This window comes from Paenibacillus turicensis (genome assembly GCF_017873435.1).
In the GTDB taxonomy this organism is placed as follows: domain Bacteria; phylum Bacillota; class Bacilli; order Paenibacillales; family Paenibacillaceae; genus Fontibacillus; species Fontibacillus turicensis.
The window spans coordinates 83,850-100,758 of the sequence record NZ_JAGGKG010000018.1 but is presented as its reverse complement, the minus strand read 5'-3'; the positions used below and the strand labels follow the sequence as shown (position 1 = coordinate 100,758).

The 16,909-nt window shown below is 37.5% G+C and carries 23 protein-coding genes; 20 read left to right on the top strand and 3 right to left on the bottom strand.

The window, feature by feature from the left end; translation table 11 throughout:
• From J2Z32_RS17080 to J2Z32_RS16990, 19 genes are all read left to right on the top strand, one after another.
• Complete coding sequence (locus J2Z32_RS17080) at positions 1-1,326, top strand: phage tail sheath family protein (protein WP_210090398.1); 1,326 nt, start codon at positions 1-3, stop codon at positions 1,324-1,326.
• Position 1,327: 1 nt separating this feature from the next.
• The gene (locus tag J2Z32_RS17075) at positions 1,328-1,792 is read left to right on the top strand and encodes a phage tail tube protein (protein ID WP_210090397.1); all 465 of its coding nucleotides are present in this window, start codon (positions 1,328-1,330) and stop codon (positions 1,790-1,792) included.
• 14 nt (positions 1,793-1,806) lie between these two features.
• Positions 1,807-2,217, top strand: a complete 411-nt coding sequence (locus J2Z32_RS17070) for a phage tail assembly chaperone (protein WP_210090396.1) — start codon at positions 1,807-1,809, stop codon at positions 2,215-2,217.
• A gap of 234 nt (positions 2,218-2,451) precedes the next feature.
• A complete protein-coding gene (locus J2Z32_RS17065; protein WP_210090395.1) occupies positions 2,452-3,093 on the top strand; it encodes a hypothetical protein in 642 nt (213 codons plus the stop codon).
• Positions 3,094-3,409: 316 nt separating this feature from the next.
• Positions 3,410-5,209, top strand: a complete 1,800-nt coding sequence (locus tag J2Z32_RS17060; RefSeq protein ID WP_210090394.1) for a tape measure protein — start codon at positions 3,410-3,412, stop codon at positions 5,207-5,209.
• A gap of 14 nt (positions 5,210-5,223) precedes the next feature.
• Positions 5,224-5,904 carry a LysM peptidoglycan-binding domain-containing protein gene (locus J2Z32_RS17055; protein WP_210090393.1) on the top strand — a complete coding sequence of 227 codons (681 nt, stop codon included), beginning with the start codon at positions 5,224-5,226 and terminating at the stop codon, positions 5,902-5,904.
• 12 nt (positions 5,905-5,916) lie between these two features.
• On the top strand, positions 5,917-6,870 hold the full coding sequence (locus J2Z32_RS17050) for an XkdQ/YqbQ family protein (RefSeq protein ID WP_210090392.1): 954 nt from the start codon (positions 5,917-5,919) through the stop codon (positions 6,868-6,870).
• A complete protein-coding gene (locus tag J2Z32_RS17045; protein WP_210090391.1) occupies positions 6,870-7,217 on the top strand; it encodes a DUF2577 domain-containing protein in 348 nt (115 codons plus the stop codon). Before J2Z32_RS17050 ends, J2Z32_RS17045 begins: the two co-directional genes overlap by 1 nt.
• Positions 7,214-7,609 (top strand): DUF2634 domain-containing protein, encoded by a 396-nt coding sequence (locus J2Z32_RS17040; RefSeq protein ID WP_210090390.1) that lies wholly within the window; start codon positions 7,214-7,216, stop codon positions 7,607-7,609. The genes J2Z32_RS17045 and J2Z32_RS17040 overlap by 4 nt, the downstream gene beginning before the upstream one ends.
• A complete protein-coding gene (locus tag J2Z32_RS17035; RefSeq protein ID WP_210090389.1) occupies positions 7,602-8,681 on the top strand; it encodes a baseplate J/gp47 family protein in 1,080 nt (359 codons plus the stop codon). The genes J2Z32_RS17040 and J2Z32_RS17035 overlap by 8 nt, the downstream gene beginning before the upstream one ends.
• Entirely contained in the window at positions 8,674-9,255 is a 582-nt protein-coding gene (locus J2Z32_RS17030) for a putative phage tail protein (RefSeq protein ID WP_210090388.1), read from the top strand. The genes J2Z32_RS17035 and J2Z32_RS17030 overlap by 8 nt, the downstream gene beginning before the upstream one ends.
• On the top strand, positions 9,252-9,536 hold the full coding sequence (locus tag J2Z32_RS17025; protein ID WP_210090387.1) for a ketopantoate hydroxymethyltransferase: 285 nt from the start codon (positions 9,252-9,254) through the stop codon (positions 9,534-9,536). The genes J2Z32_RS17030 and J2Z32_RS17025 overlap by 4 nt, the downstream gene beginning before the upstream one ends.
• Positions 9,536-10,471, top strand: a complete 936-nt coding sequence (locus J2Z32_RS17020) for a hypothetical protein (protein WP_210090386.1) — start codon at positions 9,536-9,538, stop codon at positions 10,469-10,471. The genes J2Z32_RS17025 and J2Z32_RS17020 overlap by 1 nt, the downstream gene beginning before the upstream one ends.
• A 68-nt stretch (positions 10,472-10,539) precedes the next feature.
• Entirely contained in the window at positions 10,540-10,773 is a 234-nt protein-coding gene (locus J2Z32_RS17015) for a BhlA/UviB family holin-like peptide (protein WP_210090385.1), read from the top strand.
• 294 nt (positions 10,774-11,067) lie between these two features.
• On the top strand, positions 11,068-11,352 hold the full coding sequence (locus tag J2Z32_RS17010) for a holin (protein WP_210090384.1): 285 nt from the start codon (positions 11,068-11,070) through the stop codon (positions 11,350-11,352).
• Between the two features lies 1 nt (position 11,353).
• Positions 11,354-12,073, top strand: a complete 720-nt coding sequence (locus J2Z32_RS17005) for an N-acetylmuramoyl-L-alanine amidase (RefSeq protein ID WP_210090383.1) — start codon at positions 11,354-11,356, stop codon at positions 12,071-12,073.
• Positions 12,074-12,190: 117 nt separating this feature from the next.
• Positions 12,191-12,499, top strand: coding sequence for a zinc ribbon domain-containing protein (locus J2Z32_RS17000; RefSeq protein ID WP_210090382.1), 309 nt, complete (start codon positions 12,191-12,193; stop codon positions 12,497-12,499).
• A 295-nt stretch (positions 12,500-12,794) separates the two neighbouring features.
• Positions 12,795-13,622 (top strand): Ntn hydrolase family protein, encoded by an 828-nt coding sequence (locus J2Z32_RS16995; RefSeq protein WP_210090381.1) that lies wholly within the window; start codon positions 12,795-12,797, stop codon positions 13,620-13,622.
• 3 nt (positions 13,623-13,625) lie between these two features.
• Positions 13,626-13,820 carry a hypothetical protein gene (locus tag J2Z32_RS16990; protein ID WP_210090380.1) on the top strand — a complete coding sequence of 65 codons (195 nt, stop codon included), beginning with the start codon at positions 13,626-13,628 and terminating at the stop codon, positions 13,818-13,820.
• Positions 13,821-13,859: 39 nt separating this feature from the next.
• On the opposite strand, the gene J2Z32_RS16985 is transcribed toward J2Z32_RS16990, so the two are convergent.
• The 3 genes from J2Z32_RS16985 to J2Z32_RS16975 form a co-directional block, all read right to left on the bottom strand.
• Positions 13,860-14,261, bottom strand: a complete 402-nt coding sequence (locus J2Z32_RS16985; protein ID WP_210090379.1) for a YhjD family protein — start codon at positions 14,259-14,261, stop codon at positions 13,860-13,862.
• A gap of 129 nt (positions 14,262-14,390) precedes the next feature.
• Positions 14,391-14,753, bottom strand: coding sequence for an aspartyl-phosphate phosphatase Spo0E family protein (locus tag J2Z32_RS16980; RefSeq protein WP_210090378.1), 363 nt, complete (start codon positions 14,751-14,753; stop codon positions 14,391-14,393).
• 260 nt (positions 14,754-15,013) lie between these two features.
• Entirely contained in the window at positions 15,014-15,235 is a 222-nt protein-coding gene (locus tag J2Z32_RS16975) for a helix-turn-helix transcriptional regulator (protein WP_210090377.1), read from the bottom strand.
• 951 nt (positions 15,236-16,186) lie between these two features.
• Between J2Z32_RS16975 and J2Z32_RS16970 the strand changes: the two genes are divergently transcribed.
• The gene (locus J2Z32_RS16970; RefSeq protein ID WP_210090376.1) at positions 16,187-16,861 is read left to right on the top strand and encodes a hypothetical protein; all 675 of its coding nucleotides are present in this window, start codon (positions 16,187-16,189) and stop codon (positions 16,859-16,861) included.
• Positions 16,862-16,909: the final 48 nt, after the last annotated feature.

Genomic DNA, 16,909 nt, shown 5'->3' with positions numbered 1-16,909 from the left:
ATGGCAGGAGGAACTTGGATTCAACAGGACAAAGTTAGACCCGGAGTATACACGAACTTTGTAAGTGAACCACGTACAACAACCACAATTGGCGAGCGTGGCACAGCCGCTTTTATAGCTCCCTTACCATGGGGCGAGCAGTTAATCACAATTGATTCAGCTGAATATCTCACACAAGCATTACCTCTACTTGGATACGCCGCTACAGACGAACGTATCCGCCATATAACAGCGGCTACACAACATGCTAGTAAAGTTATTATCTACCGACTTGGATTGACAGGAGCGGCTAAAGCGACGGTTACAGACGACGCATTAACTGCTACGGCTAAATATGCTGGTGTGCGTGGTAATGACTTAAAAATCATTGTGCAAGAAAATATTGACGTAGCTAACACATTTGATGTTTACACGCTACTGGATAATGAGGTTGTAGCGAGCCAAATTGCAGTAGACACAGTACAAAACTTAGCATCAAATGACTTTGTAGTATTTACTGGTACTGGTGCATTATCGGCAACGGCAGGCACATCATTAGTTGGTGGTACTGATGGTACGGTATCGGGTACAACATGGAGCGCTGGATTAGCTAGATTAGAGGTCGAGGACTTTAATGTCTTGGGTATCCCAAGTACAGACTCTACTATTAAATCACTTGTAACGGCTTGGATTAAGCGTGTAAGGGACGAAGGTAAGAAAGTGGTAGCTGTATTAGAAAACTACCCACAAGCCGATCACGAGGGTATTATCAGCCTTAAAAACAGCATCGTGTTAGGTGATGGTAGTATCGTGCCTACTATCCACCTATTATGGGAGATTGCAGCGTTAGAAGCTGGTGCAAATGTTAACCAATCATTAACCTACACGCCTATTGCAAATGCTGTGGACGTATCACCTAAATATACAAACACAGAGATCATACAAGCGCTTAAAAACGGCGAAATGGTCATGACAATGAGTAACGGTCAGGCTGTTATTGAGCAGGACATTAATACATTTACTAGCTTTACAGCAGACAAAGCAAAACATTTCAGCAAAAACAGGGTTATGCGTGTGCTTGATGCGATTGCTAATGATCTAAGCTCAAACTTCGAACGGTTTTTTATTGGTAAAGTTGATAATAATGCCGACGGACGAAATTTGCTTAAAGCGCAAGTTATTTCTTACATGACTACTTTGCAGGATTTAAACGCTATTCAAAACTTTGATAGCCAAAATGATATTGAGGTTGTTGCGGGAAATGACGCAGATAGTGTGTATGTGGAAATGGTTGCCCAACCAGTGGACGCAATCGAGAAGATTTACCAGAAAGTGAGAGTGATGTAACATGTCATTTTTAAATTTAAAAGATACTATATCAGGGCAAGCTGGGAAAGCCTACGCCACCATTGATGAGCAAGTAGAAGAAATGTTCCACGCTAAGAACATTGAAGCGATTTCAAAAAAAAATAAAACGCAAGGCAAGACACTTGGCAAGATTGGTACTCAGTCGAAATCAAATGGTTACGAAGGCACAGGCAAAATGAATCTATATTACGGTTCTCCGACATTCAGGAGAATGATGTATAAATATATGAAAACGGGCGTTGACACATACTTTGATTTGCAAATTATCAATGACGACCCTACCAGTAGCGTAGGTAAACAGACAGTTGTGTTAAAAAATGTGAATTTAGATAGTGCAGTTATGGCAAAGTTCGATGTGGATTCTGAAATGTTGGATGAAGATGTAGAGTTTACATTTGATGATGCTGACATTTTGGACGAGTTTGGTAGACCGGTAATTCAATAATAGGAGGATAATATATGAGTACATTACAGGATTTTTTAAACGACAATTTAGTTAATGGATTAACAGATGAGGTTGCAATTTCTCCAAGATTCAAAGACAGTGCAGGAAACCTTCTTAAATTTAAAATTAAAGCCTTGTCTAATACAGAGTTTGAATCTATTAGAAAAAGATGTATGACTATTGGCAAAAAAGGTAAGGTTGATTTTAATACGCAACAATTTAATAGCTCGTTAGTTATTGAGCATACAATCGAGCCTAATTTTAAGGATGCTGCATCTTTAGCTAAAGTAGGCGCCATCAATCCAGAAGATTACTTGAACAAAGTGCTACTATCTGGTGAAATCACAACTTTAGCTGAAGAAATCCAGAAATTAAGCGGTTTTAACGTTGACATGGATAGTTTGGTGGAAGAAGCAAAAAACTAATAAATGGGAGCGTAGGGAGCGAACCAGACGCCGAGTCGAATTACGCTTACTACGCTCTCCATAAGTTTAATAAATGGCCGAGTGAGTTTCTCTCATTGCCCAGAAAAGAGAAGGCTTTTATAATGGCGGCTATTGATATAAGGATACAAGCAGAGAAAAATGCAACAAAGTAATACAAATCCTTGGATATATCTGCTAATATTAGTACAACAGTATCTTATTAGGGGGTATATCATGAGGGCGTTGCGTATTATCGCATCAATAGTAATGTTTCTAACGTCAATTTCATTTTTAATGGTTTTTATAATTAGTCTCAATGATCCAGCGGTAGAAGGTGGAGGTTTGGCACTTTTACTAATGGCAATATGTATTGGGTTGGGGATAGCGGCAAAGCCAAAGGCTAACTCGAAAAGCAGAAAACAACAATTACAAGATGATGGTATATTAGCTCATGCAAATCTAACGCATGTAGAGGGTTTGCCAATCTCAGAAAAAACGGCGTGTACTCTTTATGTGAAAAAAGATGGGCTTTCTATTGACGGTGGCGGTACGGAATTTAAAGTATTAAACTCTCAATTAAGGGCTGCAGAGGTTAAAACAGAAATAGAAATAGCTAATATAGTCCACAGTAGTGCTGTCAAAGGCATAGCGGGTGGTTTGATGTTTGGCCCAATTGGATTAGTCGTTGGTTCTAGGGCAATGAATAAAGAGAAGAAAACTAGAAATTACTACTTTATTATTAACTATGAGAAATCAAACGGAGAATTAGCCGCAATGATGTTTGATAGTGGAATGAATCCACTACCAGCACAAAAAATAAAATCAAAATTAAATCCTGTTTTGTTTGAACAGCCAAAAAGAACAGTCCAACTATAAGCGCCTAACGGCGCTTTTTATTTTGTCCCTAAAAGGGGTGAGAATTATAGCAACAGTACAATCTTCGCTAAAAATATTTGACGCAATGACAGGACCATTAAAAAGTATAACTAATGGTATGAATTTGATGGTATCAAGCATGATGAAAATGCAAGATACAGCGAATAGAAATGTAAATATAGATAAAACATTGATGGCAGCAAAACAGCAAATTGCGTCAGCGGAAGTTGAGATAAACAGACAAATAAATTCAGCCAAACAATCACAAGACAACTTTAAAAACTCTGTTAATAACACTAATTCGTCAATGAAAAACTTGGCAATCAGTGTTATTTCTCTTAATCAAGGGATTGAATTATTAAAAAGAGGGTTTGATGCTATAAACTCTGCTATGAATTGGGCTGATAAACTAGCATCAACTAGCGCACGTTTAGGTTTGATAAATGATGGATTGCGAACTACTGCACAGTTACAAAAGCAAGTGTTTGACGTAGCTGACAGAACGAGAGCGAGTTACCTTGATACCGCTGATTTAATTATAAAAATCGGCGCTGGTACACAAGGAGTATTTAAAACGGATGATGACGTATTAAAGTTTGCTGAGAGTTTTAACAAGACACTGGCAATCAGCGGAGCTACAGCAGTCGAAACTAGTAGTGCCATATTGCAGATGTCACAGGCTTTAGGTAGTGGAGTCTTACAAGGTGACGAGCTAAGATCATTGAGCGAGACGGCGCCTGTAATGATGCGTATCTTATCTGATGGTTTAGGAGTTGCTAGAGGTCAATTAAAGCAAATGGGTGCAGATGGCGAATTAACAGCCGACAAAATCGTTAAGGCATTTGAGAAGCAAACAAAAAATATAGATTCCATGTTCGCTGGTCTGCCAGTTACGTTTGGTGGAGCTATGACGGTGCTACAAAACCAAGTAATGAGGTGGTATTCTTCGTTATCTCAGATTGGTGGGCCGTTATCATCGATAACCGAGAAGATAGTACAATTAACCGCATACTTGCAAACTGATGCAGGACAGGCGTTTTTTAATGGATTATCAAACGGTATTGCTACCGCTATAAGTTGGCTGATCTCAATGATAGAAGCGTTAGTACAAGTTTACTCCTATATTAGTGACAATTGGTCATACATTGAGCCTATTATATGGGGACTGGTTACAGCTTTTGCAGCGTGGAAATTAGCAACTATTGGTGTAGCCGTAGCACAAGGAGTAAACGCTGTAGCGACATATATACTAACTGCCGCAAATATCGGTTTAACTGCATCATGGCAAGCTTTAAATACTGCCATGAAAGCCAATGTGATTATATTAATAATAAGTGCGATTGCCGCTTTGATTGTATACCTAGTTAGATTATGGAAAACAAATGATCAGTTTGCAGCAGGATTCATGAGAGCGTGGAATAGTATTCTTAATTTCTTTAGTCGCATACCTATTTTCTTTACTTGGGTTGGTCACGGCATAGCTAATGCATTTGATTGGGCCAGAGTTCAGTCTTTGCAAATATTGCAGGACTTAATAAATGGCGCAATCGACATGATAAACGGTTTAATTAGTGTGCTGAAAAATATACCAGGAGTCGAACTTGAAACAATAAATAGAGTTAGCTTTGCTGGCGAAGAAGCTGTACGAGCAGAAGCAAGAAAACAAGCAAGGGAAGCTGATTTAGCAGCCATGAACAAAGCAGCAGATGCAAAGGCAGCTGAGCGTGAAGCCAATGTACAAAAGATGCTTAATGATAGAGCATCAGCAAGAGCGCAAGCAGATGCCATGAAAGGCGCAAAGGTTAGTGGTGCAGGACTTGGCAATAAAAACTCTCTATTTGATCCAAACAAGCCTTTGCAAGTCGGTGATGTTGATAAGGTTGGGAAAGTAGGAAAGATTGAAGACAAGGTAGACATATCGTCTGAAGATTTAAAGTTAATGCGTGAGCTTGCCGAAATGAAGACAATCCAAAACTTTGTGAGCTTAACACCTACCGTCCAAGTTACAACAGGTGACGTAAGAGAAGAAGCTGATATAAACAAGATTGTTGCTGGTATTAAAACAGTACTACAAGAAGAAATTGCATCTAGTGCAGCAGGAACGTTCAATGTATAGAAAGGAGTTTAAACATGTCATACTCCTTAACACTAAGCTTCAACAATGAAGCTGAAGCAATCGAATTCCCTTTACTACCTGAGAAAATCGAAGTTAATGAGTCGGGTAATAGTAAGTCATATGAAATATCAAAGCTTGGCGAAGTCAATGTAATTAAAACAAAAAAACTAGCTGAGATAAGCTTTAATAGTATGTTCCCCGCCAACTGGTTTCCTGCTTGTAACGTAGATCAAGGCGCATTATTTAAGCCATCCCATTATATTGTTGACAAGATCACAAAATGGAGAGAGAGCAAGCAGCCAATGCGATTGGTGTTTACTGGTGGGCCAATGAACATAAATCTACCTGTGAGCATCGAGAAATTTACATGGGCAGAAGAGGGCGGCGCCGTTGGTGACATTAAATACTCCATCAGTTTTAAGGAGTATAAATTTTACTCTGCAAAGAAAGTAGAGGTAGTTAAGCCAACCGCCACTACCGCAACACCAACAGTAAAGAAAAAGACAGCAGCTAAACGGCCAAATACTAAGGTTAAACCAAAAACATATACATTGGTCAAGGGAGATAACCTCTGGAAGGTGGCCAAAAAGTTTTTGGGTGATGGTAGTAAGTACAAACAAATACAAAAACTAAACGGAATTAAGGATAGTGAGTTAAAACGGTTGCAGATCGGGCGAGTAATTAAGTTGCCATAAGGGAGGGATTACATGTTAGAGGTGATAACAGATAACAAACAAGGTGGAGTATATAACATATCGGAGTTAGTCACAGACGCAACATGGAAGACCTCTCGTATCGGTAAACCTAGTAGCTTTGACATGACGATCTTACAAGACTCTAACTACATCTTAAACAATGGGGATATTATCAGAGCTAAATATGATGATGTCCCTATTTTTTATGGCTATGTATTTAGTGTAGGGCGACAGATGGAAGAGACATTAAGGATCAAAGCCTATGACCAAATGCGATACTTAACCAGTAATGACACATACGTCTTTGCAAATAAAACAGCGGCGGCAATCATGAAGCAGATAGCGGCTGATTTTGGAATTAAAGTGGGTGCTGTAGCAGATACAAAGTACAAAATACCATCCATGGTTGAGGATAACCAGAAGCTCATGGATATCATTTGTAAAGCATTGGACTTAACGGTCATTAACACTGGCGTTATTTATACGATGTATGACGACTTTGGCAACCTAATTATTAAAAACTCAGAGGATATGAAGCTTGATCTAGTCATTGGTGACGATAGTTTGATGACTGGATTTAGCTTTGAAAAGTCCATTGATAGCGATACCTTTAACCGTATCAAGCTAGTGAGAGATAACAAAGAGACTAAAAAGCGTGATGTGTATATAGCGCAAGATAGCGCAAATATATCTAAGTGGGGTAGACTACAGTATTTTCAAAAGGTTGACGAAAATATGAATCCTGCTCAGATTAAACAGTTACTTGATACATTGGCAAAGGTCAAAAACAGAGAGACTAAGACGCTTAAAATTGATGCGTTAGGCAATCCAATGGTTAGGGCTGGATGTTTTGTAACGGTCACAATCGAGGAATTAGCAATAAATCAATTTTATTTAGTGGATGAATGCTCACACAAGTTTAGCGGTGACGAATACACACTAAGCCTCGAATTGAAGGTGATTTAATGAGTAGTTTAGGAGATGCGATAAAAGAGGTCGTAAAAGAGTATAACAGGTCACAGCAGTTGTCAGACATTATCTCAGGAGAGGTTAAATCTGTTAGCCCACTTATTGTTACAATCGACCAACGTTTTGACATATCAGAGGATGCATTGTGGTTGCCTGAGTCATTGACACGCTATGAGATAGACCTAAAACACAAGCATCGTACTAGCGGAGAAGATACTCAGGATGCGCTACTAGATAAAATTGTAATACGTGAAGGGCTTAAAGTCGGTGATGCTGTTATCTTAATCAGAGCGCAAGGCGGATCAAGCTATTTAATTGTTGATAAAAAGGCGGTGTCAACATGATACCTATAGGCGGAGATATAGAGGACGCACAAGAGGTTATTGAGACTAGCAGGACTTACAATATAGATTGGGCAAACGGACGATCACAAGGGATAACAGACGGATTACAAGCGATACGTCAGGTTGTTTATAAAATACTGCAAACGGTGCGCTTTGATCATCTCATCTATGATGACGACTACGGCAGCGAGCTACAAGGATTGCAAGGACGTAGTGAAGGATATGTAAGATCAGAAATACAACGCAGAATCACAGAAGCATTACTGCAAGATGAGAGAATATCATCTATTGAGGATTTTACAATAAACATCACAGGCGATGAAGCTCTATGTAGTTTTAGAGTAGTTTCAACGTTCGGAGATTTTAGAAGTGAGGTGACAGCGAGTGTATGAGTCACAAACATATGAAACAATCTTACAGCGAATGCTTGATAGAGTACACAATGACGTAGACAAGCGACAGGGGAGTATCATTTATGACGCTTTAGCACCTGCAGCGTTAGAGTTGGCTCAAATGTACATTGAACTTGATACTAACATTGAGCTATCATACGCCGATACAGCCACAGGGGAGTACCTAGACAGGCGCACAAATGAGTTTGGCATAAATCGTAAACAAGCAACCTTTGCCAAGCGTAAAGGCTTGTTTTATGCGTCTGGTGATGTACTAATGGATGTGCCAATTAACAGCCGTTACAGTATCGGAGATTTGAATTATACTGTTACCGAAAAAATCAGCGTAGGACAGTTTATATTAACGTCTGAAACCGTTGGAACAGCAGGAAATGAGCCTTTTGGAAGTTTAATCCCGATTGAATACATTGATAATCTAGCACGAGCAGAACTTACAGATATATTAGTTGCTGGCGCAGATACAGAGACGGACGAATCTTTGCGTAACAGATACTATGAAGCAGTTAATGAACAGCCATTTGGCGGTAATATCGCAGACTATAAACAAAAGATACAAGAGATTGACGGCGTTGGCGGTGTTAAGATTTACCCTACTTGGCAAGGTGGTGGTACAGTCAAAGCAACAATCATCAGTAGCAATTACAATCCACCATCTACAGAGTTAGTTAGTGAGGTGCAGACGATTATTGACCCTACCGTTAATAGTGGTCAAGGTCTTGGGCAGGCTCCTATTGGACATCAAGTAACAATATTCGGGGTAAGTTCATTAACTATTAATGCGTCGGCTAAGTTAGTACTGCAATCTGGCACTACGCTTGGACAAGTCCAACAAGATGTCGAGGATGCTATAAGTGCATATCTCTTATTTTTGCGCCAAACGTGGAAGGATGAGACATCAACTACGGTGCGTATATCTCAAATAGAGTCACGCATATTGGCTGTAAACGGAGTGTTAGACGTGTCAGAGACTGAATTAAATGGCACAGCCTCAAATGTATCTTTAACAAGTGATCAAATCCCTGCGCTTGGGACGGTGACGCTAAGTGAATAGATTATTGGAGTATCTACCAGATATTTATCACGATGTCATTGATTTTGTGGAATCAACAGAAACAGAGACACAGGAAATCATTAGTGTTGAAACCGCCATAGAGCGTTTACTAAATGACCAGTTTGTAAATACGGCTAATGAGTCATCTATAAGGCGTAGAGAGCGCATATTAGGCATACAAGCAGACCCAACCACCGAAACGCTTGATTTTAGACGTAAGCGCCTTATAAACCGTTACTCAACCAAACCACCATTTACGATTAGATACTTACAACGTCAACTAGATAACTTAGTCGGTGAGGGGCTAACTATTGTCAGTGTGGACGTGCAAAACTTTACTTTAACGGTAACGGCTAATATTAACGATGCATCAGTATTTAAAGAGGTAGAGCATACCGTAAAAGTCGTTAAGCCAGCTAACATTGTATATCAACAACAAACATCACTAGAGGATGTAATCGAGTTTCAAGAACGTATTTCAAAGCGTGATATATCCTGGAACTATAAATTGGGAACGTGGAAACTTGGAGAAAAACCATTTGCCAATTTAGGCGCAGAGGTGGTGGTTAAATGATAGTATCTACATTTTTAAACGAAATCGCAGAGTATACAGACAGTAAAATAGCTAAAGTAGTATTAAATGATACGTATGAGATTACGAGTTTTGTTGTCAAAGAGGTTAGCGCATCTACGGTTGGTATGCAATATATAGTGCCATCGTCAGCGTTATCTCTCATTACAAAGATTGATCTTAAAACAGCAACTAACCAATTAATAAGCACTAATGATGTGTACGTGCCTATCGCATCAGACACATTACTTTTACAAACGATTTATGTAAGGGAGGTTTCTTAATGGCTAAAACAAATTGGCAGTTAAATGATACCGTATTACCGTCAGATTTAAATAGTATCGGACAAGATATAAACGATTTACAGGATGCTAACAATGAGAGTGCGGTTGATTACGTGCGACAACCTGCATTTGCTAATACGACAGGTACAGCAGGATCATACGTGGTTACACTAGATCCTCCACCTACAAGTATACCTGAGGGATTTGGGATCACGATTGTACCTCATATAAACAATACGATTAATCCAACAATCAACATAAACGGACTAGGTGCAATTGATATGTATGATCAGCGTGGCAATACGCTAACAGCTGGAAAATTACTTGCTGGTAAACCGTATACATTCCGCAAGGTTGGTGCGGATTTTTTGGCAGATAGCTCTGGTGGATCAGGAAATGCAGTAGCGGGAGACATCAGAGCAGGAAAGACAGCGACAACAGATAATGGAGATGTAATTGGTACATTGCCAGTAAGGACTGGCGGTACAGTTACGCCTAGTACTGTTAATCAGACTAAGCAAGCAGGGATTTACGACACTGATATTGTAGTGCAGGGAGATGCTGATTTAATAGCAGGAAATATTAAGAGTGGTATTAATCTTTTTGGGATTGTGGGTAATTACTTAGGCAAAGGCATAGTTGTCTATTCTGTTCCGTCTAGTTCTGTTTTCCTTCCTCAGGGAACAAGTGTGCAATTGCCACTACCTCCAAATATGGATTTTATATATGGTTGTTATATTCAAGGTTCAGGTTCTGGAATAAGCGGTCATGCATGCGGAATATATTTTCAAGATAGCGTTGGTAAATCATCTAGTAATATTAGCGGAAACAATACTTTGTCAGTCGTAATTAATCAATCTGGGCGTTGTAATGTAACAAATAGTTCGAGTTCTGGACTATCAATAGGTTATGCCATGATTGGTAGGGAAATATAAATTAATTTGGTGGCGTGCTTTTATTTTACCCTCTTAGTCAGTCACGAGTCACAATCCGGGGGAATCATATGGAAACAGAAATCTGGAAATATTTCATTACACAAGGGCCGTTTGCGGTTCTTTTTATATGGGCTTGGTTATCTAGCCAAAAGAGAGAAAGAGAGTCAGCGGAAGACAGCAAGGCAAGGGAAAAAGAGCTTAATGCAATCATCAAACAACAGACGGATGTTATGCAAACATTTTCAGAAAAATACGATTTGATTGTCATTAAGCTTGAACACATCGAAGGGAGATTAAAATGAGACAACGAATCATTAACATATCCTTTATAGTCGTTTGTGTTTGCTTTGGTGCTATCACGCTTGCTTTAACGCTTGATTGGGCAACTAAATACTATTTATACCTATCACAAAGGGATGCTCTATACAGCCTTATAAAGAGCGGTGTATCGGACATCGAGACATATAAGAGAACGGTATCATACTTACAAGGAACCGCAACAAGACAGATCAACAACATTAAAGGCGTGGGCATTGTTTTTGGACTAGTGCTTGCGTCTTTTTGTTTATATCGAAAATTAGAGAGGATTGATAAACATGGAAAATCAAAACTTAACTGAGGTATTAGCCTTTGCATCTGTATTGGCTGTATTTGTGTTGGCGTTGGTACAACTGGTCAAGGCATCTGTAAACGTGCCTAAAAACGTATTGCCGTTGGTTGGTTTAGTTATTGGGTTGATCGTAGGTGCGGTTGCTTATCCATTTACTAACTTAGAGTTAGTCTTACGTTTGTGGTCTGGTGGGCTTGCAGGACTGAGTGCAACAGGTTTGTTTGAGCTTGCATTTAATAAGCGTGAGGGCAATACGAAGGAGGATAAATAACATGAAAAAGGTGTTTATAGATGCAGGGCATGGCGGTAAAGACCCGGGAGCAGTAGGAAACGGAGTTAAAGAAAAGGACATTGCTCTAGCGGTGTCCTTAGGGATTAAGCAACGATTAGAAGCTGATTATGAAGGGATTAACGTAACACTGTCCCGATCAACCGATACTTTCTTGGAATTAAGGGAGCGCACCAATCAAGCTAATAAGCTAGGTGCTGATGTCTTGGTATCTATCCATTGTAACGCAGGCGGTGGTGCCGGGGGCTTTGAGTCCTTTAGATATACAACATCTTCGCAGGCGTCTGTTGCATTGCAAAATGTGCTACATGCCGAGATCATAAGCCGCTTAAACCCGTTCGGGGTTATTGATCGGGGAACCAAGTCCAAAAATCTCCATATGGTACGTGAAAGTAAGATGCCTGCTGTATTAACCGAAAATCTATTTATTGATGTCCTAGCAGATGCAAACAGACTTAAACGCACAGAAGTAATTAACGCTATCATTGACGGTCATGTATCAGGGTTAGCCAAACACCTTGGACTACAGCCAAAGACTGCTACAAAGCCAACAAATGAGGTAAGCGTGGTTGTGCGTGGCAAGTCCATAGATGGTGCAAAGCTAATTGATAGTACAACTTATGTGCCATTACGTGCCATTACTGATGCGCTGGGGGTTAAACTAGATTGGGATGCTAAGACAAAGACGGCATCTATTAAGTAGTTTACAACCTAACAATAATGTTATATACTGGAACAAATCCGAAAGCATCGGTAAATGACCTCATTGGCTAATGCCAGTGGGGTTTATTTCATTTAATAGTACATAAGAGGTGTGGTCATGGAGGATATTTCAGCTTATGGAGTTGCGTCATTAGGATTGGGTCTGCTTTTCTTATATTTTTTATTTTGGGATATAAAAGATTTAATTAGTTACTATAAGCAAGATGAAGAAGAACGAAATGACCCGATGATGTATTGCTATAGTTGTGATGCAGTTATCTCTAAAAGGGCTAGATTTTGCCCTGAGTGTGGGCATACTTATAGTGAAATTCATTGGGAACAATATTCATCTAGAGCAATCATTCATAATATAGTTTTTAATTCAATTGTTAGTGGTTTTTTCATTATTGGGGCAATGTTTGTATAATGTATCTATATAATAAGATCACAGAAGCATAACAGCTAATGTGGTCTATATTATTTTTATGACATTATCCTAAAACTGTCCTCTCATTTAGATTATTATTATGGTATTTTAAAAATATATTTTTGGGGTATTTAATTATTAGTTAAAATTTATTGCAATTATAACCTTATAAATGCATAATATATAAAAACAAATAATCATTTTTGTTTTAACAAATAAAATGTTTCAAATAAAAAGGAAAGTATAACTTTATGTCGAATTAATCCGAAAACAATATTAATAAGGGGTAATTAATTTGACATTAGCACTATCAATTAAAGTGAATGACGGTGTTGTTATTGCGGCTGACAGCGCAACTACAATGTCCCAACTGACCTCTAGTGGATCTAATAACATCATGAATATATATAACAATGCGAATAAAGTTTTTAATTTACACAAAAAATTGCCTGTAGGATTAATTACTTGGGGTTTGGGTAATATAGGTAGCTCATCAATTTCAACCTTAATAAAAGATTTTAGACAGAAAATTTGTAAAGAAAATACTATTGATGTTAATGAGTATACAGTACAACAATTCGCAGAATCTTTTTACAATTTCATTTATACTGACAGATATTATAAATGGGGTTTAAAAAATGTAATGGGATTTCTTATTGTTGGGTATTCTAAAAATAGTGATCATCCTGAAGAATGGTTAATACAAATAGAACAGGATGGAGAATGCTCTGGACCTTTGTTGGTTGGAGGTCACAATTACACTGGATGCAGATGGTATGGTCAACCAGAGGCGATTACAAGATTGCTAAGAGGACATTCTGGAGCATTAGAATTAATTTTACATCAAGCTAATATCCCACAAGAACAAATAAATACTGTAATGCAACTGACAGCAAATAATTTATCTGCACCGATTATAAGTCCAGCGATGCCAATACAAGACGCTATAGACATAGCAAAATTTCTTATCGAGACTACAATAAACTATATTAAGTTTATGCCTGGAGAATTCCAGACAGTTGGTGGTCCGATTGAAATAGCAGCTATCACAAAACATGAAGGATTTAAATGGATTAACAGAAAACTTTATTTTAATGAAAAAATACAATCCAAGGAGGAGTAGACAATGATTTCTACAGCTTACAATTCGACTCCCACAATATTATCTAATCAGGATAAATCTTCTGAGAAGGAAAACGAATTAAAAAAGAAAATAGCAGAATACACATCTAAGGGACAACAGAATCAGTATTCTGCTCAGAAAGCTCTAAATTATGAGATATTAATGAATGAATTAAACAAATCCAAAAAAGAAAAATAAACTATAAAATCAAGACCACTCTTACACAGGGTGGTCTTTTTATATATCAAACTGCTGTAGCTCCATAGGTACGGCAGGATTCTTGTATTTAGTTACATCCAAGCCCAAGTATTTCTCCATCAATATCCTGCAGCTTGCCGTTGCTGTACTCCAAAGCAAGTGCATTTCACTGTGATAACCTTTACATAAATACTTTGCTTGTATGGCTTTATCTGTCTTTAATTCCTCGTATACTTTTATTCCGTTGGTACGCATGTACTGGCGCACCTCTTTAAGCTCCTGATGTACTTTATCCATTGCTTGCTCTATTAGCTTTACATATGGCTCAGGCGTCTTAAAAGCCTTCTCAGCCAGCCTTATATCACGATCAAAAGCAGACAATACCAAAGGCAATAATAAATATAGTTTTACATTATGTTTATCTTCCATTGACGTGTACATTTTTATCACCTCATATGCGAATGTATGTTCCTATTTTACGCAATACAAGGTATAATATGCAAGAGGTTTTATTTGTCCTCTGCTTGTCCTCTAATCGTCCGCTTCAATGGTTGTAGATCGGTATATTATTTAATCAGTTACTTGTTGCTCTAGGTAATAAATTTTAAGATGTGATCCATTGTTTTTGACGTAATCTCTAGCAACTTTCTTAGCTACTTCAAAAGTTTTTGCATTAGCTATATGCGTGGATTTAAGCCCTTCTTGCAGACTAATTTCAAACTCAAATCCAGTAGGGGTGATTCTAATATGCACTTGTGGTACTCCGTCTAGCTCTTCTTCTAAATTGTTCAATATTTCGTCAAACTCATTAAGCATCTGATCTATTAATTTACTTAATTGTATTACGTCTGGATGGGTCAAACCCTTCTCATTCACTAGCTCATGTAAACGCTGTCTATTTTTCTCAATGCGTTCCCTAAACTTTTCCACCATGTCAATAACCTTCTTCTCATTTTTTGCCCTTTATTTTCTGTATTTGTATTCTTTTTTATACAAGTAATAGAAATAATTCGACAAAGAAAGGGGTTGCATAAAAACGGACTTTGCAATTTTTGATATGATGGACTTACGAACTAGTTCACACAAAAAGAGATACAAAAAAGGGAGTGAGCCACCAAAGGATTAGGGGAGTTTGAAACTTAGAGTAGAATGTGGGGTGTAAGGTGTCACCTTACAAAAAACGTGGGAGAAGCTCATTGCTTATTGTGCCTTTCCCATAAAAACAAGTCCTCCATGTGACATCCTAATACATAGGAAATCGTCTTCATTACTTCTGGCGACATAGAGGATTTATTGTTAGCGTATTGAGAGATCATTTGCCGAGATATACCTGTGCGTCTTGCTAACTCAGCCTGTTTGATTCCTCTTTCTTTTAGGCGCACTTTAAGCAAGCTTCTCCCACGTGTAAAGTACATGGGAGACTCCTTTTAATATTTTTTCTTCTATTATATATGTTAATCAGGGAGAGTGGAATAATTGTATTATATTAAACTAAGTTGGGATGTGCCAAACGATGATTTATTAAAACTTTTTGTGAGATCATTGGTCATAGAAATGACTATTGAATACCCATGTAAAGTAGAAGTAGAAACGCCTTCTTACAAAAAGCTTTATGAATTTATTATTTAATTTTCACTGCCCACGTTTTGCCCATGTATTCATGAAATTATGCGATAATGTGTGACAAAGAAAGAACGCAAATGCCCAAAAACATAGCAATTGCGTCCTCTGTGATACTGTGTAAATAGATGATATAATTAAGTTCGAGATGGAAGGCTCTATTGGTTAAGGGAATTTAGATTTTTTAAAAACGGAATCCGTACAGTAATGTACGGGTTCTTTTTTAGTTACCTTGCTAATCTTCACCATATTTAAAGCCTTGATTATTTGGAATTTATCATAAAATTGACCATTGAGTAAGAACATTATATAGTGAGATTAGTTTTTCTAAAAGACTTGTATATTAATGAAAACAAATTTGAATAATGAATTAGTATACTAGTAGATGGTAATAAAGGTGGCATCGTGTAAATGAAAGTTAAAAGTTTATTTGCTGTAATGATCGTGTTTTTTGCATTATCCTATTGAATTTATGTTTAGGCATTAAATCAAATGTTTTTGTTATTGCTTCTTTAATTTATGTGATTCTTAGTTTTAAACAACTTAAAATGACTAAAGTAGATCTTGTTTTTATAGTATGCTTATGTTTAGGTGCTTTTATTGGAATTTATACTATGTTTAATAAGAATTATTTAAATCTAAATAACTGGTATTCCGTATTTTTAATGGGGTTTTTGCTTGTTGTGTTTACTAAGAAAAAAGATAATATACAGTAATTTTATTTAAATTGATTAACTACATATACCATGAGGAAAGAGGAAACTATGACTTATTGGACAAGATTTATTATCAGTATGGTGCTTGTTGGCAGTTTTTATGTTTTTAATAAGTACCTAGAAATACCTACGATTGGTTCTTTTTTTATTGCCCTTGCTGGAGGTATGTTAGTTTTTATACCCAACTTTTATGTTATGGGTTTTAGTAGTGATCTAAAAAAGATTGAGAAGGCACTTACTTCAAATCGTTCAGTTCCTATATTTAATTTGTATCTTGCGTTAGGAAGTAGGGATGATGAGAAGGTTGATATTTGTGTTGAAGCACTATTAAATAAATATAAATTGCCTTCTAGACAGGCTCTTTTTAAAACGATTCATGCTATGTATAAGGAAGAGATTTTGACTGTAAAAGAAGAAATAAAGCTAATTAAGCCTCAAACCTATCAATATTATTATGAAGCACTTTTATGTATAGAAGAATTTAATATTACAAGTGCCGAAAAATATATAGACATGATAGATAAGCCTTGGATGAAACTAGTTTTACTTTCTACGCTAAAATTGAGGTTGGGAGATGATTTAGAGGCATACCAATTATCACTTCAAGCCCTAGAACAATCTAAAGGAATACAAAAATATGCAATTTACAAATCAATGGAGAAAGAATTTCCACAATTTATGCTGCATAATCAACAGGTGGTATAATCTAAGTATCTTTTTTCTAATTTTAATACACCAACAAGGAGTGCAACC

Excerpts from the sequence above, each read along its gene's own strand:
- J2Z32_RS17080 (WP_210090398.1), top strand. The coding sequence starts at position 1 with ATGGCAGGAGGAACTTGGATTCAACAGGACAAAGTTAGACCCGGAGTA.
- J2Z32_RS17075 (WP_210090397.1), top strand. The coding sequence starts at position 1,328 with ATGTCATTTTTAAATTTAAAAGATACTATATCAGGGCAAGCTGGGAAA.
- J2Z32_RS17070 (WP_210090396.1), top strand. The coding sequence starts at position 1,807 with ATGAGTACATTACAGGATTTTTTAAACGACAATTTAGTTAATGGATTA.
- J2Z32_RS17065 (WP_210090395.1), top strand. The coding sequence starts at position 2,452 with ATGAGGGCGTTGCGTATTATCGCATCAATAGTAATGTTTCTAACGTCA.
- J2Z32_RS17055 (WP_210090393.1), top strand. The coding sequence starts at position 5,224 with ATGTCATACTCCTTAACACTAAGCTTCAACAATGAAGCTGAAGCAATC.
- J2Z32_RS17050 (WP_210090392.1), top strand. The coding sequence starts at position 5,917 with ATGTTAGAGGTGATAACAGATAACAAACAAGGTGGAGTATATAACATA.
- J2Z32_RS17045 (WP_210090391.1), top strand. The coding sequence starts at position 6,870 with ATGAGTAGTTTAGGAGATGCGATAAAAGAGGTCGTAAAAGAGTATAAC.
- J2Z32_RS17040 (WP_210090390.1), top strand. The coding sequence starts at position 7,214 with ATGATACCTATAGGCGGAGATATAGAGGACGCACAAGAGGTTATTGAG.
- J2Z32_RS17025 (WP_210090387.1), top strand. The coding sequence starts at position 9,252 with ATGATAGTATCTACATTTTTAAACGAAATCGCAGAGTATACAGACAGT.
- J2Z32_RS17020 (WP_210090386.1), top strand. The coding sequence starts at position 9,536 with ATGGCTAAAACAAATTGGCAGTTAAATGATACCGTATTACCGTCAGAT.
- J2Z32_RS17015 (WP_210090385.1), top strand. The coding sequence starts at position 10,540 with ATGGAAACAGAAATCTGGAAATATTTCATTACACAAGGGCCGTTTGCG.
- J2Z32_RS17010 (WP_210090384.1), top strand. The coding sequence starts at position 11,068 with ATGGAAAATCAAAACTTAACTGAGGTATTAGCCTTTGCATCTGTATTG.
- J2Z32_RS17005 (WP_210090383.1), top strand. The coding sequence starts at position 11,354 with ATGAAAAAGGTGTTTATAGATGCAGGGCATGGCGGTAAAGACCCGGGA.
- J2Z32_RS17000 (WP_210090382.1), top strand. The coding sequence starts at position 12,191 with ATGGAGGATATTTCAGCTTATGGAGTTGCGTCATTAGGATTGGGTCTG.
- J2Z32_RS16990 (WP_210090380.1), top strand. The coding sequence starts at position 13,626 with ATGATTTCTACAGCTTACAATTCGACTCCCACAATATTATCTAATCAG.
- J2Z32_RS16985 (WP_210090379.1), bottom strand. The coding sequence starts at position 14,261 with ATGTACACGTCAATGGAAGATAAACATAATGTAAAACTATATTTATTA.
- J2Z32_RS16980 (WP_210090378.1), bottom strand. The coding sequence starts at position 14,753 with ATGGTGGAAAAGTTTAGGGAACGCATTGAGAAAAATAGACAGCGTTTA.
- J2Z32_RS16975 (WP_210090377.1), bottom strand. The coding sequence starts at position 15,235 with ATGTACTTTACACGTGGGAGAAGCTTGCTTAAAGTGCGCCTAAAAGAA.
- J2Z32_RS16970 (WP_210090376.1), top strand. The coding sequence starts at position 16,187 with ATGAGGAAAGAGGAAACTATGACTTATTGGACAAGATTTATTATCAGT.